The sequence below is a fragment of the Aliiroseovarius sp. S2029 genome (assembly GCF_023195575.1).
GTDB lineage: Bacteria > Pseudomonadota > Alphaproteobacteria > Rhodobacterales > Rhodobacteraceae > Aliiroseovarius > Aliiroseovarius zhejiangensis.
On sequence record NZ_JALPQE010000005.1, the window covers coordinates 66,439 to 80,276 of the forward strand.

At 60.6% G+C, this 13,838-nt stretch carries 14 protein-coding genes; 10 read left to right on the forward strand and 4 right to left on the reverse strand.

Going from position 1 to position 13,838, the window contains the following annotated elements:
• Positions 1-2 precede the first annotated feature (2 nt).
• The 9 genes from yajC to MUY21_RS11310 all read left to right on the forward strand — a co-directional run bounded on the left by yajC (position 3) and on the right by MUY21_RS11310 (position 6,980).
• The gene (yajC, locus tag MUY21_RS11270; RefSeq protein ID WP_191285389.1) at positions 3-332 is read left to right on the forward strand and encodes a preprotein translocase subunit YajC; all 330 of its coding nucleotides are present in this window, start codon (positions 3-5) and stop codon (positions 330-332) included.
• A 59-nt stretch (positions 333-391) separates the two neighbouring features.
• Positions 392-3,022, forward strand: a complete 2,631-nt coding sequence (gene secD, locus MUY21_RS11275; RefSeq protein ID WP_248410480.1) for a protein translocase subunit SecD — start codon at positions 392-394, stop codon at positions 3,020-3,022.
• A complete protein-coding gene (locus MUY21_RS11280) occupies positions 3,015-3,770 on the forward strand; it encodes a sulfite exporter TauE/SafE family protein (RefSeq protein ID WP_248410481.1) in 756 nt (251 codons plus the stop codon). Before secD ends, MUY21_RS11280 begins: the two co-directional genes overlap by 8 nt.
• Positions 3,771-3,809: 39 nt before the next feature.
• Complete coding sequence (locus tag MUY21_RS11285) at positions 3,810-4,163, forward strand: Mth938-like domain-containing protein (RefSeq protein WP_248410482.1); 354 nt, start codon at positions 3,810-3,812, stop codon at positions 4,161-4,163.
• A gap of 10 nt (positions 4,164-4,173) precedes the next feature.
• Complete coding sequence (gene ccmA, locus MUY21_RS11290; protein WP_248410483.1) at positions 4,174-4,815, forward strand: heme ABC exporter ATP-binding protein CcmA; 642 nt, start codon at positions 4,174-4,176, stop codon at positions 4,813-4,815.
• Positions 4,812-5,468, forward strand: a complete 657-nt coding sequence (gene ccmB / locus MUY21_RS11295; protein ID WP_248410484.1) for a heme exporter protein CcmB — start codon at positions 4,812-4,814, stop codon at positions 5,466-5,468. Before ccmA ends, ccmB begins: the two co-directional genes overlap by 4 nt.
• Positions 5,469-5,535: 67 nt before the next feature.
• On the forward strand, positions 5,536-6,270 hold the full coding sequence (locus tag MUY21_RS11300; RefSeq protein WP_191285395.1) for a heme ABC transporter permease: 735 nt from the start codon (positions 5,536-5,538) through the stop codon (positions 6,268-6,270).
• Positions 6,263-6,418 (forward strand): heme exporter protein CcmD, encoded by a 156-nt coding sequence (ccmD, locus tag MUY21_RS11305; protein WP_248410485.1) that lies wholly within the window; start codon positions 6,263-6,265, stop codon positions 6,416-6,418. Before MUY21_RS11300 ends, ccmD begins: the two co-directional genes overlap by 8 nt.
• Positions 6,411-6,980, forward strand: a complete 570-nt coding sequence (locus MUY21_RS11310; RefSeq protein WP_248410486.1) for a DsbE family thiol:disulfide interchange protein — start codon at positions 6,411-6,413, stop codon at positions 6,978-6,980. The genes ccmD and MUY21_RS11310 overlap by 8 nt, the downstream gene beginning before the upstream one ends.
• A 495-nt stretch (positions 6,981-7,475) precedes the next feature.
• On the opposite strand, the gene MUY21_RS11315 is transcribed toward MUY21_RS11310, so the two are convergent.
• Together MUY21_RS11315 and acnA are read right to left on the reverse strand one after the other, a co-directional pair.
• Positions 7,476-7,805: a TM2 domain-containing protein gene (locus MUY21_RS11315; RefSeq protein ID WP_248410487.1), complete on the reverse strand. Its 330-nt coding sequence runs from the start codon at positions 7,803-7,805 to the stop codon at positions 7,476-7,478.
• A 151-nt stretch (positions 7,806-7,956) separates the two neighbouring features.
• Complete coding sequence (acnA, locus tag MUY21_RS11320) at positions 7,957-10,707, reverse strand: aconitate hydratase AcnA (protein WP_248410488.1); 2,751 nt, start codon at positions 10,705-10,707, stop codon at positions 7,957-7,959.
• Between the two features lie 231 nt (positions 10,708-10,938).
• Between acnA and MUY21_RS11325 the strand changes: the two genes are divergently transcribed.
• On the forward strand, positions 10,939-11,673 hold the full coding sequence (locus MUY21_RS11325) for a DUF1223 domain-containing protein (protein WP_248410489.1): 735 nt from the start codon (positions 10,939-10,941) through the stop codon (positions 11,671-11,673).
• A 25-nt stretch (positions 11,674-11,698) separates the two neighbouring features.
• Here MUY21_RS11325 and MUY21_RS11330 read toward each other — a convergent pair whose 3' ends face one another.
• Together MUY21_RS11330 and MUY21_RS11335 are read right to left on the reverse strand one after the other, a co-directional pair.
• A complete protein-coding gene (locus MUY21_RS11330) occupies positions 11,699-12,589 on the reverse strand; it encodes a lysophospholipid acyltransferase family protein (protein WP_248410490.1) in 891 nt (296 codons plus the stop codon).
• Positions 12,590-12,715: 126 nt separating this feature from the next.
• Positions 12,716-13,828, reverse strand: coding sequence for a FliG C-terminal domain-containing protein (locus tag MUY21_RS11335; protein ID WP_348984595.1), 1,113 nt, complete (start codon positions 13,826-13,828; stop codon positions 12,716-12,718).
• Positions 13,829-13,838: the final 10 nt, after the last annotated feature.

Consider the following 13,838-nt stretch of genomic DNA (forward strand, 5'->3'; position numbering starts at 1 on the left):
ATATGTTTGCCACTCCTGCTTTTGCACAGGCCGCGGGTGCGCCCGCCGGTGGGCTTTTGAATTCGATGCTGGTGCCGATGCTGCTGGTGTTTGCGATCATGTATTTCTTCATGATCCGTCCGCAGCAAAAGAAGATGAAAGAGCATCAGGCGATGCTGGCCGCATTGCGCAAGGGCGATCAGGTGGTGACGCAGGGTGGTCTGATCGGCAAGGTCTTGAAGGTCAAGGATGACAGCGAGGTCGAGGTCGAGATCGCAACCGGCGTCAAGGTTCGCGTTGTGCGGGCGACCATCGTCAAGGTGATGGGCAAGACCGAGCCGGTCGAAAGCTGACCACGGGCGGGTGAGCCGCCAAATCACCAATATATCAAACGCTTGTTAGGCAGGGGCTGATGCTTCAAATCGCGACTTGGAAACGTCTTGTGATCTGGGGGCTGGTGGCCCTTGGCTTGTATTTTGCGGCACCGAACGGGTTCTATACCCGGGTTGAGCAGCACAATGATGCGGTCTCGAAGATCGAGACCACGGGCACCACCGCCGAGCTTGAGGCGGATCGCTCGGCCTGGCCGGACTGGGCGCCCAATTCGCTGGTCAACCTGGGGCTGGACCTGCGTGGCGGTGCGCATCTGCTGGCCGAGGTTCAGGTCGAGGATGTGTATGCCGCGCGGATGGATGCCCTGTGGCCCGAAGTGCGCGACGCGTTGCGCGACGAGCGCGCCACGGTCGGAACGATCCGCCGCCAGGACAGCGCCGATGATGAATTGCGCGTGAAGGTGTCACAGCCCGAAGGCCTGCCGCGCGCGATTGAGGTGGTGCGGTCCCTCGCGCAGCCGGTTGTCAGCCTGTCTGGTGTCGGGTCCACCGATATCGAGGTCTCCACCGGCCGCGAAGGCGAACTGATCGTCACCCTGTCACAGGCGGAACGCGTTGCCACGGATGATCGGACCATCCAGCAAACCCTTGAAATCATTCGCCGCCGTGTGGACGAGGTGGGCACGCGCGAACCGACGATCCAGCGTCAGGGCGATGCGCGCATCCTGATCCAAGTGCCGGGGATCGGCAGTGCCTCGGAGTTGAAAGAGATTATCGGCAAGACCGCGAAGCTGACCTTCCATCCGGTGGTCAGCCGGTCCACCGACCCGACCACGACGCCTGGGCCGCGCAACGTGCTCTATCCGTCGCTGGACGAGGAGGGCGTGTTCTACGTGCTGGAACAGACCCCTGTCGTGACGGGTGAAGAACTGAACGATGCGCAACCGGCCTTTGACCAGAACGGCCAGCCTGCGGTGAACTTCCGCTTCAACGTGTCGGGCGCGCGCAGGTTCTGCGATTATACCGGTGCCAATGTCGGCGCCCCCTTCGCCATCGTATTGGATCAGGAGGTGATTTCCGCCCCGCGTATCAACGAACAGATTTGCGGCGGATCCGGGATCATCACCGGGAACTTCTCCATCGAGGAATCGACCAACCTGGCGGTGCTGCTGCGCGCCGGTGCGCTTCCAGCGGAACTGACCTATGTGGAAGAACGCACCATCGGCCCGGAGCTTGGGCAGGACAGCATTGATGCAGGCAAGATCGCCTCGATCGTCGCCTTTGTCGGCGTGCTGGTCTTTATGGTGGCCGCTTATGGCTGGTTCGGCGTGATCGCCAATGTGGCGCTGATCCTGAACGTGGGCATGATTTTCGGCCTGTTGTCGATGATCGGGGCCACCCTGACCTTGCCCGGTATCGCCGGGATCGTCCTGACCATCGGTATGGCGGTGGATGCCAATGTGCTGGTGTTTGAGCGCATAAGGGAAGAGCTGAAGTCCGGCCGTGGGCCGGCCCGCGCCATCGAGCTTGGCTATGAAAAGGCGCTGTCAGCCATTCTGGACGCCAACATCACGACCTTCATCACGGCGGTGATTCTGTTCATCATGGGCTCTGGCCCGGTGCGCGGCTTCTCGGTCACGCTGGCGCTGGGGATTCTGACATCGGTGTTCACGGCGATCTATCTGACCCGGCTGATGCTGGTCATGTGGTTCGAGCGCAAGCGCCCGCGCCAGCTTGAGATCAAGGGCATTCGCCTTGCACCGCAGACCCGCGTGTTCGACTTCTTCCGCCGCTCGATTGCGACCCTGGGCGCGTCGGGGCTGGCAATGATCGCGTCGGTTCTGCTGTTTTTGATCGTCGGGCTGAACTTCGGCATCGACTTCCGCGGTGGCACGACGATCCGCACCGAAAGCACCCAGGCCGTCGATGTGGGAGAGTATCGCGACGCGCTGTCCCCGCTGGGGCTGGGCGACATCTCGATCGCGCAGGTGTTTGACGTGAATTTCGCCGAAGATCAGCACGTAGCGCAGATTCGCATCGAAGCGCAGGAAGGGCAGGAGGCGATCATGCCCGAAACCATCCAGACCATCGAAGACGCGCTGGTGCAGGTCGATCCCTCGATCACCTTCCCGAGCGTGGAAAGCGTCGGGCCGAAAGTGTCGGGTGAACTGGTGACAACGGCCATCCTTTCGGTGGTCGCTGCGCTGGCGGCGGTGCTGGTCTATATCTGGCTCAGGTTCGAATGGCAGTTCAGCCTGGGCGCGGTTATCTCGCTTGTGCATGACGTGGTGTTGACGATCGGGATATTCAGCCTGCTGGGGATCAAGTTCGACCTCGCAATCATCGCCGCCCTTCTGACCATCGTCGGCTATTCGCTGAACGACACGGTGGTGGTTTTTGACCGGGTGCGCGAGAATCTGCGCCGCTACAAGAAGATGGACCTGAAAGAGGTTTTGAACCTGTCGATCAACGAAACCCTGTCGCGCACCATGATCACATCACTGACAACCCTGGTCGCGCTGATCGCGCTTTACGTGCTGGGGGGCGATGTGATCCGTGGCTTCGTTTTTGCGATGATCTGGGGTGTGGTCGTCGGGACCTATTCCTCGATCTTCATTGCCTCCGCAATCCTGCTGAAACTGGGCGTGAAGCGCGACTGGTCGAAGCCTGACGCCAATGCGGGCAACCAGTTTGCAGATGTAGATGCCTGATCTGCTGGCCCAGGCCCTGGCGCTGCCGGGGCTGGGCTGGCTGGTCATCATTGCGTTTGTCGCCGGTCTGGTGCGCGGGTTTACGGGCTTTGGGACGGCGCTTGTCTTTCTGCCTGTCGCTGCCCAGATCATTGATCCGGTCTGGGCGGTGACAGTGCTGATCGTGATGGATCTGGCCGGACCAGCCCCGGCCATTCCCCGCGCCTTGAAAGAGGGACATCCCAAAGACCTGTTGCGGCTGGTTGTGGCGACCGCGCTGGCCTTGCCGCTGGGGTTGACGGCGCTGTTTGCGGTTGAGCCGCAGGTGTTCAATCTGGCCGTTTCGGTGATCAGCCTGCTTATGCTGGCTGCCCTGATAAGCGGAATGCGGTATCGCAAGGCAGTCACGCCGCCCGTCGTCTGGACGACCGGAGGCATCGCAGGGGTGCTGGGCGGGGCAGCGGGCGTTCCCGGACCGCCGGTGATCCTGCTTTACATGGCGTCAACCCATCCTGCGCGCGTCATCCGGGCCAACACCACCGCTTACCTGTTCTTCTTCGATGTGATGATGCTGGTCGGGTTTCTTGTCGCCGGACGCCTGGCCGGGTTGCCTCTGATCCTCGGGTTTCTTGTGATGGTGCCGAACTTGTTGGGCAATCTTGTCGGGGGTGCGGTCTTTCGCCCCGAGTACGAATCCCTTTATCGTCGGGTGGCTTATCTGATCATTGCGGCGTCCAGCCTGTCCGGGTTGCAGGCCGCGCTTTTCTGACCCAACCTATTCCACGCGCCCATCCCTGAAGGAGCCGACATGCAGTTTCACGAAGTCACCTATGACAGTGCCCAGCCGGTCGACAGCTATGGCCCCGGGTTCTTTCGTGTGGCGGGCGAGGTGATCCACGGCGCCGTCCTTGTGACAGAGGATGTGGCGACCAGTTGGGACGGCCCGGACGATCTGGCCCCTTTACTGGCCTTGGCTGGCAAGATCGACGTGTTGTTTTATGGCACCGGCGCCGATCCGGCCCATCCACCCGCCGCCCTTCGCGAAGCAATGGAAGAGGCAGGCATCGGGGTCGAGGCGATGGCCTCTGCGCCAGCCTGCCGCACCTATAATGTGCTGATCGCAGAGGGACGGCGCATTGCGCTGGCCGCCCTTCCGGTCTAAGGCTTCTGGCATGGAAATGAAGGTTGAAAACCTGTCCGTCGCGCGTGGCGGTGTGCCGGTTCTGGAAGGGGTGAATTTCACCCTTTCTGCCGGGCATGTGCTGATTCTGCGCGGGCCGAACGGGTCGGGTAAAACCACGCTTCTGCGGACGCTCGCCGGGTTGCAGCCTCCCATTGCAGGGCAGGTGTCGGCAGACCCGGAACACATCACCTATGGCGCCCATGCCGACGGGTTGAAAGCCACCCTGACGGTTGAGGAAAACCTGCGCTTCTGGGCGTCGGTGCACGGGATCGGCCGTATTGACGTTGCAGTCGAGGGGTTCAACCTGACCGGTCTGACCCATCGTCCGGCGGGCAACCTGTCAGCTGGTCAGAAGCGTCGCCTTGGTCTGGCGCGGCTGTTGGTCACCGGGCGGCCGATCTGGCTGCTGGACGAACCGACCGTGTCGCTAGACGCGGCCTCGGTCGGGCTGTTTGCCGACGCGGTGCGCGCCCATGTGGCGGGCGGGGGCGCGGCCCTGATCGCGACCCATATCGATCTGGGTCTAAAAGCGGATACGTTCGACATCGGACCGTTCCGTGCCAACGGTGAACGCGCGACATCCTCTCAACAACGCGACCGCTACGCAGACTTTGACGAGGCGTTTTCATGATTGCGCTGCTGGTTCGCGACATGCGCTTGGCAATCCGCGCCGGCGGTGGTTTCGGTTTGGGGCTGGCGTTCTTCCTGATCGTCTCGACCCTCGTGCCCTTTGGCGTTGGGCCGGAAGCTGCGATCCTGTCTCGTATCGCGCCAGGCATCCTGTGGGTTGGCGCCCTGCTGGCCTGCCTTCTGTCGCTGGATCGCATTTTTCAGTTGGATTTCGAGGATGGATCGCTGGACCTTCTGGCCACCGCCCCGATCCCGATGGAAGGCACGGTCGCGATCAAGGCGCTGGCGCATTGGCTCGTTACAGGCCTGCCCCTAACCCTGGCCGCGCCCGGCTTCGGGGCGCTGATGAACCTGCAATCGCCGGGGCATTACTGGATCTTCATCACGCTTCTGATCGGCACGCCCGCGCTGTCGATGATTGGTGCCTTCGGGGCAGCGCTGACCGTGGGGCTGAAACGTGGCGGGCTTCTGTTGTCCTTGCTGGTCTTGCCACTTTACATCCCAACGCTGATTTTCGGGGCCGAGGCCGCGACGCGCGGCACCGCCGGGTTGTCGGCGCTGACGCCGCTTCTGATGATGGCGGGCATCACCGCCGGATCAATCGCGCTTTTGCCCTTTGCCGCCGCCGCCGCACTGCGGATCAATCTGAGATAGGTCAAGTCGCCGTGAGTTGAGACCCACTATGCTTGCGCAAATCACAGCCACCGAATAGAGGAAGCAAATGTCACTTTGGGAATTCGCAAACCCGGTCAAGTTCATGGCGCTCAGCGGCAAGGTTTTGCCCTGGGTCGTCGGGCTGACCGTGTTGACGCTGGTGCCGGGCATGATCTGGGGCTTCTTCTTCACGCCCGAGGCCGCCAATTTCGGAAACTCGGTGAAGATCATCTATATCCATGTGCCGTCGGCGATGATGGCAATCAACATCTGGGTGATGATGCTGGTCACGTCGCTGATCTGGATCGTGCGCCGCCACCACGTGTCGGTGCGCGCGGCCAAGGCAGCGGCACTGATTGGCGTCACCATGACGGTGATTGCCCTGATCACCGGTGCGATCTGGGGCGAACCGATGTGGGGCACCTATTGGGCCTGGGATCCGCGCCTGACCAGTTTCCTGATCCTGTTTCTGTTCTATCTCGGCTACATGGCGCTGTGGGCAGCGATCGAGAACCCGGATACCGCGGCCGACCTGACCTCGGTCCTGTGCATCGTTGGATCGGTCTTTGCGCTGCTCAGCCGCTATGCGGTGAATTTCTGGAACCAGGGCCTGCATCAGGGCGCGTCGCTGTCGATGGACAAGGAAGAGCATGTGGCGGATGTCTATTACCTGCCGCTGCTTCTGTGCATCGCAGGTTTCATCCTGCTGTTTGTCGCCCTTGTACTGATCCGCACCCGGACCGAGCTGCGCCTTGTGCGTCTGCACCGGCTGGAGATTCGCGAAAGGATGAAAGATGTTTGATCTGGGGAAATATGCAGATGCGATCCTGTCCTCGTGGGGGATCACTCTCGTGCTTTTGATCGCTCTGGTCCTTGTCACCTGGCGCCGTTCGGTCCAAGTGAAGAAGGCACTTCATGCAGCTGAACAAAGGGCGTCGAAAAATGTCTGACAATGACGTGGTAACGGAAAAGAAAAAAGGCATCTCGTGGCTGATGCTGTTGCCGCCGATCCTGTTTGTCGCGCTGGCGGCAATGTTCATGTGGGGCATGAAGCAGGAAGACCGCAACACGCTGCCCTCGACCCGAGAAGGCGGTATCGTGCCGGCGTTGCAAGTGACCACGTTCGAAGGGGCTGACGGGTTCACCCATGACGACCTGACCACGGGTGGCGTGAAGCTGGTGAATTTCTGGGCGAGCTGGTGCGCACCCTGCCGTGCCGAACACCCGCAGCTTGAGACACTGGCCCAGGAGGGCGTGGTGATCAACGGGATCAACTACAAGGACGACCCGGCCAACGCGCGCCGTTTTCTTGCACAACTTGGCGATCCCTATGCCGCGTTGATGGCCGACAATGACGGACGTACAGGGCTTGATTGGGGGCTGTACGGTGTGCCGGAAACCTTCATCATCTCTGCCGACGGCATGGTGGTGAAACGCTTTGCCGGGCCGATCACCGAAAGCATCCTGGAAAGCGTGATCCGACCGGCAATCGCGGACGCCGCTAGCCGCTAAAACGTTATACGAAATATCCAGAACTGTTGATTTCAGGAAACGCGCGCGACCTATCCATGTCGTGCGCGTGTCGCACCGATCTGATGTCACAGGTTAAAGGCGACACGCTTTAACCGGCGGCGTTCAACATCAGGATAAACGCGCCAAAAGCCAGGGTTTCCAGTAGCGGAAGCGGGACTTGGCGCAAGAGATTAAGCATGATTGACCTGTCCAATGGCGATCTAAAATTCGTTTCAAACTGGCCAGAGAAAATTTCCGACCTTGCCGGGTGGTAACATTCCCGAGAACGGGACCGCAAAGTTTCCCGTCGCGATTTACAAATTACGTCCGGGCAAGATTAACTCCGTTCTCCGATTCCCGCTGTGCTTCCGGTCACATCTGCCGTCACCGGCGAAAACCCGCCCAGCAGGTTCCGGCTTGAACGAAAAAACGCGCCCATTCGCGGGCGCGTTTACATTCGTGTCTTCTGGTCAGGTCCGGGGAATGCTGTTCCCGCTAGTGGCCCATCACGCCAAGTTCGTTCGAAATCTGAACGCGTTTCTGCTTGGCGTCCGTCTCGATCATTCCGGGAATCAGGAAGGCATCAACCAAGAGCCAAATGCCCAGAGCAATCAGGAAAGCAAACCCGACAACGAAAGCAACGGTCAGCCAACCCAAGACAAACAAGATGATCTGACCGACTGCGCTTCCGGTCTTTCCAAGGTAAAAACGGTGTGCACCAAACCCACCCAGAAAGCCCCAAAGCAAATAGGCGACGACGATGGATTTCTTGTCATTGGCAAGGCGTTGTTCAACGAGCATCTGCTGCTCAGTGGTAAGAGTCATCTTTGTTCCTCATCTGCTAATACTCATAAGATGAGACACCAAAAACGCGAGTAGGTGGGGGCGAAAAATCGTTATAAATGTGTTATTTTGAAGATTGTACGTTCTCGCAGGCGACCGCCGGGTCGCCTGCTGAAGTGGGTTCAGAGAACCCTTACGACTTGGCCAGATTGCGCAGCACATAATGCAGCACGCCGCCGTTTTCGACGTATTCAATCTCGACTTCCGTGTCGATCCGGCATTTCAGCTCGATTTCTTTCACGGTGCCGTCGGCATAGGTGATTTCGCACGGAACGTTCGACAGCGGTTTCAGATCACCGGCCAGGCCCTTGATCGACACGGTCTCATCCCCGGTCAGGCCCAGTGTCTTGCGGGTGTCACCGCCGGTGAATTCGAACGGGATCACGCCCATGCCAACCAGGTTCGACCGGTGGATGCGCTCAAACGATTCGGCGATCACGGCCTTGACGCCCAGCAGGCTGGTGCCTTTGGCCGCCCAGTCTCGTGACGACCCCGCGCCATATTGTTCACCGCCAAAGACGACCAGCGGGGTGCCGGCCTCCTGATACGCCATCGAGGCGTCATAGATCGAAGTCTGCTTGCCATCGGGGCCTTTGGTGTAACCGCCTTCGACGCCTTCCAGCATCTCGTTCTTGATGCGGATATTGGCAAACGTGCCGCGCATCATGATCTCGTGGTTGCCGCGGCGCGAGCCGTAGGAGTTGAACTCGCGCGGGGCGACCTGGCGTTCGGTCAGATACTGACCGGCGGGCGAGGTGACGGGGAAGGAGCCCGCAGGCGAAATGTGGTCCGTGGTGATCATGTCACCCAGAACCGCCAGCACTTTCGCGCCTTCGATGTCCGAAATCACACCTGCATCCTTGGACATGCCCTGGAAATAGGGCGGGTTCTGGATATAGGTCGACGACGCGGGCCAGTCATAGGTTTCGGCGTCCGTCGTTTCGACCGATTGCCACTTCTCGTCGCCCTTGAACACGTCAGCATATTTTGACTGGAACGCATCGCGCGTGACCGTCTGTTCGACCAGTTCCACGATTTCCTGCGTGGATGGCCAGATGTCTTTCAGATAGACATCGTTGCCGTCCTTGTCCTGTGCAATTGGGTCATTGACGATGTCGATGTTCATGTCACCGGCCAGCGCATAGGCGACGACCAGCGGCGGCGACGCCAGATAGTTGGCGCGCACATCCGGCGAAATCCGCCCCTCGAAGTTGCGGTTGCCCGACAGGACCGAGGTTGCGATCAGGTCGTTTTCGGCAATCGCTTCGGACAGCTCTTTCTGGATCGGGCCAGAGTTGCCGATACAGGTAGTGCAGCCATAACCGACAAGGTTGAAGCCGACGGCGTCCAGATCTTCTTGCAGGCCAGCAGCCTCAAGATAGGCGGACACGACCTGCGAACCGGGTGCGAGCGAGGTTTTCACCCACGGCTTGCGGTTCAGACCCAGCGCGCGGGCCTTGCGCGCCACCAGGCCGGCGCCGATCATCACATAGGGGTTCGACGTGTTGGTGCACGAGGTGATCGAGGCGATCACCACCGACCCGTCACGGATCTTGTAATCCTCACCTTCCACGGCTGCCGATTTGCGTGGATCAGCGGGGGCTTTCGGTGTCGGCCCTTCCGCCGCCATTTCGGCAGCGGCAGGTTCGTCGTCGATGCCACGATATTCATTCACAACGTCCAGAAAGGCTTTCGACGCCTGATCCAGCGGGGTGTAGTCCTGCGGACGTTTCGGGCCCGAAATGGCGGGAACGATTGTGCCCATGTCCAACGACAGCGTGTCGGTATAGATCGGCGCGTAATCTGCACCGCGCCAGAACCCGTTTTCCTTGGCATAGGCTTCGACCAGCGCAATGCGGTCCTCGTCGCGACCGGTGGTGCGCAGATAGCGCAGGGTTTCACCGTCGATCGGGAAGAAGCCACAGGTCGCGCCATATTCCGGTGCCATGTTGGCAATCGTGGCCCGGTCGGCCAGCGGCAGGCGGTCCAGTCCTTCACCATAGAATTCGACGAATTTGCCGACCACGCCTTTTGCACGCAACATTTCGACGACTTTCAGCACAAGGTCGGTGCCGGTGGTGCCTTCCACCATTTCGCCGGTCAGTTCAAAGCCAACGACTTCGGGGATCAGCATCGAGATCGGCTGCCCCAGCATTGCGGCTTCGGCCTCGATCCCGCCGACACCCCAGCCCAGAACGGCCAGGCCGTTGACCATGGTGGTGTGGCTGTCGGTGCCGACCAGCGTGTCGGGGTATGCAACCTGCTCGCCGTTCTGATCTTCGTCTGTCCAGACGGTCTGGGCCAGATATTCCAGGTTCACCTGGTGACAAATGCCGGTTCCGGGGGGCACAACGCGGAAGTTGTTGAACGCCGACTGACCCCATTTCAGGAATGTGTAGCGTTCAAGGTTGCGTTCATATTCGCGGTCGACGTTCATCTGGAACGCGCGCGGGTTGCCAAATTCGTCGATCATGACCGAGTGGTCGATGACCAGGTCAACCGGGTTCAGTGGGTTGATCATCTGGGCGTCGCCCCCCAGCGCCTTGATGCCATCGCGCATCGCGGCAAGGTCAACCACGGCCGGCACGCCGGTGAAGTCCTGCATCAGAACGCGGGCAGGTCGATAGGCGATCTCGCGCGGGTTCTTGCCGCCCTTGTCGGCCCATTCGCTGAACGCCTTGATGTCGTCCACGCTGACCGTGCGGCCGCCATCTTCAAACCGCAGCATGTTTTCCAGCACAACCTTCAGCGCGGCGGGCAGGCGCGAGAAGTTTCCAAGGCCAGCGGCCTCGGCAGCGGGGATCGAGTAATAGGCGACGGATGCACCACCTGCCGTCAGCGACTTGCGCGTCTTGGCGGTGTCTGAACCTACGATAATGGTCATGGAATGGCTCCCTTTTAGGTCAGGATACAGGGTTGGGCTGGCTTGCATTTGCCCTGAAAACGAGGGGCGGCGCAAGAGGATTCCGGGGTTTTGTATACGATTGCACACCAGAAATCGACCCCCTTCCGCCTTGAACGGTGAAAACTGTAACAAACCCCTCGCAAAACCTTGATTGGCGACACCCCAAGCGGCGCGTTATCTAGGGAAAGAGCCCAACGGAAAAGAATGTTGATGAGAGCAGCCCTTCCCCTGATCCTGTTATGCGCCGTTTGGTTTGGTGCCGTTCCCGCCACCGCTGATGAGCGTCCGGTAACTGTGGTCGAGCTGTTCACCTCGCAAGGGTGTTCGTCCTGCCCGCCCGCAGACGCGTTGCTGGGCAAGCTGGGCGAGTACGAGGAAATCCTGCCGCTGGCGCTGCATGTCGATTACTGGGATTACATCGGCTGGAAAGACACGTTTGCCCGGGCGGCGCATACCAAGCGGCAAAAGGCCTATGCCTACAGCTTTGGCACAAGATCCATCTACACCCCCCAGATGGTGATAGGCGGGGTCGATCAGGCGGTTGGCAGTCACGCGGTCGAAGTGATGGACGTGATACATCGTCACAAGGCCAAGCCGCAGCGCGTTGCGATCCGGACGACGCAAGCCACGGATGGGGTGGCGCGCATCAGGATCGAACGTATGACGCATCGCGATCTTCCGGCCGAGATGCTGGTGCAGATCGTGCGATTTGTGCCGCGGGCGAAAGTAGATATCAGCCGGGGCGAGAATGCCGGGCTGTCGATCACATCCACAAATGTCGTCACGGATATTCAGGGCTTTGGCGTCTGGAACGGGATGGACGCTGCCGAGTTCGACCTGCCCAATCCCATCGCTCCAGAAGGGCAGGCGGCGGCCATCATCCTGCAGGCGGCGCGCAAAGGCGGGTATCCCGGCGAGATCATGGCCGCGATCAAACTGGACTGACCCTGACTGCGCGTCGCGTTTTGCCCTACGTGCCTTCGTCGATGTCGGGTAATTGCCAGCGGTTATGGATCCACAGGAACTGGTCCATGTTCTGACGCACGCGGGCCTCGAACCGATCGTTGAATTCCTGCATCATGGTCTCGGCGTCGCTGTGGGCGATCGGCTCTTCCACCACAACGTCGAAATCCAGACCGTTTTCCTTGCGGATGGCAAAGACCGGGATGAACAACGTGTCGTATTTCAGCGCCATTTCCGCCACCGCCAGCGTGGTCATCGCGGGTTGGCCAAAAAAGCTGAGCTTTGCGCCCTGATCTTCGCGCTGGTCCAGAAGGATCGCCAGAAGCCCGCCCTTGCGCAAGTGTTTGACCATCTCGGCCATGCCGCGACGGGATTGCTCAAAAGCCTTGCCTTCGAACCCTTCCATCCGGGCCTTGTAGCTTTCGTTGAAATAAGCGTTGGACATCGGACGATACAGTGCGCCGGTGTTGAACCCCGCCTGGATGGTCACCGCGCGCGCGGCGTCATAATTGCCGAAATGCCCGGAAATCGCGATGATCGGCCGCCCTTCGGCCTTGGCCTGTTCCAGCGCGGCCAATCCGGGGCCGGACAGTTTGGTGTCCGTCAGGCGGTCATAAAAGGTTTTTCCGGACCACATTTCGGCCAGGAAACGTCCGGCATTGGTCAAGACGGCGCGCACCATCTGATCGACTTGTGCGGGTGGCATGTCCGGGCAAGCCAGAGCCAGATTGTTGCGGATGCGCTTGTCATAGCCGGCAATCGGGCCGACCACATGCGCCGCCAACCAGCCCACAGCGGGCAGACGCCAGCGATAGGGCAAAAGGCGCGGCAGGTTCAGAACGGCGGACAGTGCCACATGCGTCAGATAAGGGCCAATCCCCCGTTTTTCTTGCACCATTCTGCCTGTCTCCTGGGGCGCGGCGTCGTGGATGCGCGCGCGCGGGGTCTATCGGGGCTCAGACATACAAGCGGGGACGCAGGCTCGCAAGCACTTGCGACCCGGGGGCGCGCAACGGGTGGCCGGTCAGTCGTCATCATCGGGGATCAGGGCGATTTCCTGAGCAGCCTCAAGGGCGCGGATCTGCGCCACGATGGCAGACATTGCCGCTTCGCCGTCCTTTGGCTTCACCGGACCGCGTTCCGCCATTTCCTCGCGGATCTGTTCGGACATGCGTTTGGAAATGGCGCCAAGGATGAAATCGGCGACTGGTGCCAGATCGTCCGTGGCCGCCACCAGCGCCGTGACCAGCACCGCCTGATCCACATCCCGCGTGATTTTCGGGATATCGGTTGGTGTGATCCGCGTGGGGATGTCGGCGAATGTGAAGATCGCCTTGCGCACCGCCGTGGCAAAAGCGGTGTCATCCTGATCCAACCCGTCCAGCACATCGTCGCGCGTTGCTGCGGGCGAGGCATTCAGGATCGCGCCGACCCGTTCAACCGGTCCGTCATCAAAGGCCCGGGGCGGGCGCGCGCCCAGTTGATCGGCCAGGGACCGGCCGATCCGTTCCACCACATCCGGTGCAATCGCACCGGTTTGCGACACGGCATAAGCCACCTTGCGCGCGCGAGGTCCAGGCAGTTGCCCCAGCAGATCGGCCGCGACCGAGACTTTCAGCTTTGACAGCAGCACCGCCGCGATTTCCGTGCTTTCCGTTTCCAGAACATCCAGCAAAAGCGCCGGATCCAGCGCCGCGATTGTGGCCCAGGGATCGCCGGTCAGCCGGACACCGGCCATTTTGCGCATCCGCGCTGCGGTTGACGGGCTGATCGCCCCATCCAGGATCGACAGGGTAGTTTCAATATCCCCGGGAAAGGCAAGGCCGATATCCTCGATCTCGTGCACAAATTCCTCGATCACCGATTTCAGGGTGGCGCGGTCGACATAGCGCAGGTCCGACATCTGGCGGATCAGCTCGGCTTGCAGCGCCTCGGGCAGATCCTGCAAGGACAGAACGGCCCCCTCCGCCAGCAATAGACGCACAATGATTGCGGCCTTCTGCTTGCGGGTCAAAAGCCGCGTGACCGCCGCGGCGCGACCGGGCGGAGCCATGTCTTTCGAGGGTACAAAGTCAGTAGACGACAACGCCGCCTTCATCGGCACGATGTCGGTTTGGTCGGTATCCAATGCGGTCAACGCGCGGCCT

Bases quoted from the DNA above. Each gene is read 5' to 3' on its own strand.
- yajC (WP_191285389.1), top strand. From the start codon at position 3: ATGTTTGCCACTCCTGCTTTTGCACAGGCCGCGGGTGCGCCCGCCGGT.
- MUY21_RS11300 (WP_191285395.1), top strand. From the start codon at position 5,536: ATGTCACTTTGGGAATTCGCAAACCCGGTCAAGTTCATGGCGCTCAGC.
- secD (WP_248410480.1), top strand. From the start codon at position 392: ATGCTTCAAATCGCGACTTGGAAACGTCTTGTGATCTGGGGGCTGGTG.
- MUY21_RS11325 (WP_248410489.1), top strand. From the start codon at position 10,939: ATGAGAGCAGCCCTTCCCCTGATCCTGTTATGCGCCGTTTGGTTTGGT.
- MUY21_RS11280 (WP_248410481.1), top strand. From the start codon at position 3,015: ATGCCTGATCTGCTGGCCCAGGCCCTGGCGCTGCCGGGGCTGGGCTGG.
- ccmD (WP_248410485.1), top strand. From the start codon at position 6,263: ATGTTTGATCTGGGGAAATATGCAGATGCGATCCTGTCCTCGTGGGGG.
- MUY21_RS11330 (WP_248410490.1), bottom strand. From the start codon at position 12,589: ATGGTGCAAGAAAAACGGGGGATTGGCCCTTATCTGACGCATGTGGCA.
- MUY21_RS11310 (WP_248410486.1), top strand. From the start codon at position 6,411: ATGTCTGACAATGACGTGGTAACGGAAAAGAAAAAAGGCATCTCGTGG.
- MUY21_RS11315 (WP_248410487.1), bottom strand. From the start codon at position 7,805: ATGACTCTTACCACTGAGCAGCAGATGCTCGTTGAACAACGCCTTGCC.
- ccmB (WP_248410484.1), top strand. From the start codon at position 4,812: ATGATTGCGCTGCTGGTTCGCGACATGCGCTTGGCAATCCGCGCCGGC.
- ccmA (WP_248410483.1), top strand. From the start codon at position 4,174: ATGGAAATGAAGGTTGAAAACCTGTCCGTCGCGCGTGGCGGTGTGCCG.
- MUY21_RS11285 (WP_248410482.1), top strand. From the start codon at position 3,810: ATGCAGTTTCACGAAGTCACCTATGACAGTGCCCAGCCGGTCGACAGC.
- acnA (WP_248410488.1), bottom strand. From the start codon at position 10,707: ATGACCATTATCGTAGGTTCAGACACCGCCAAGACGCGCAAGTCGCTG.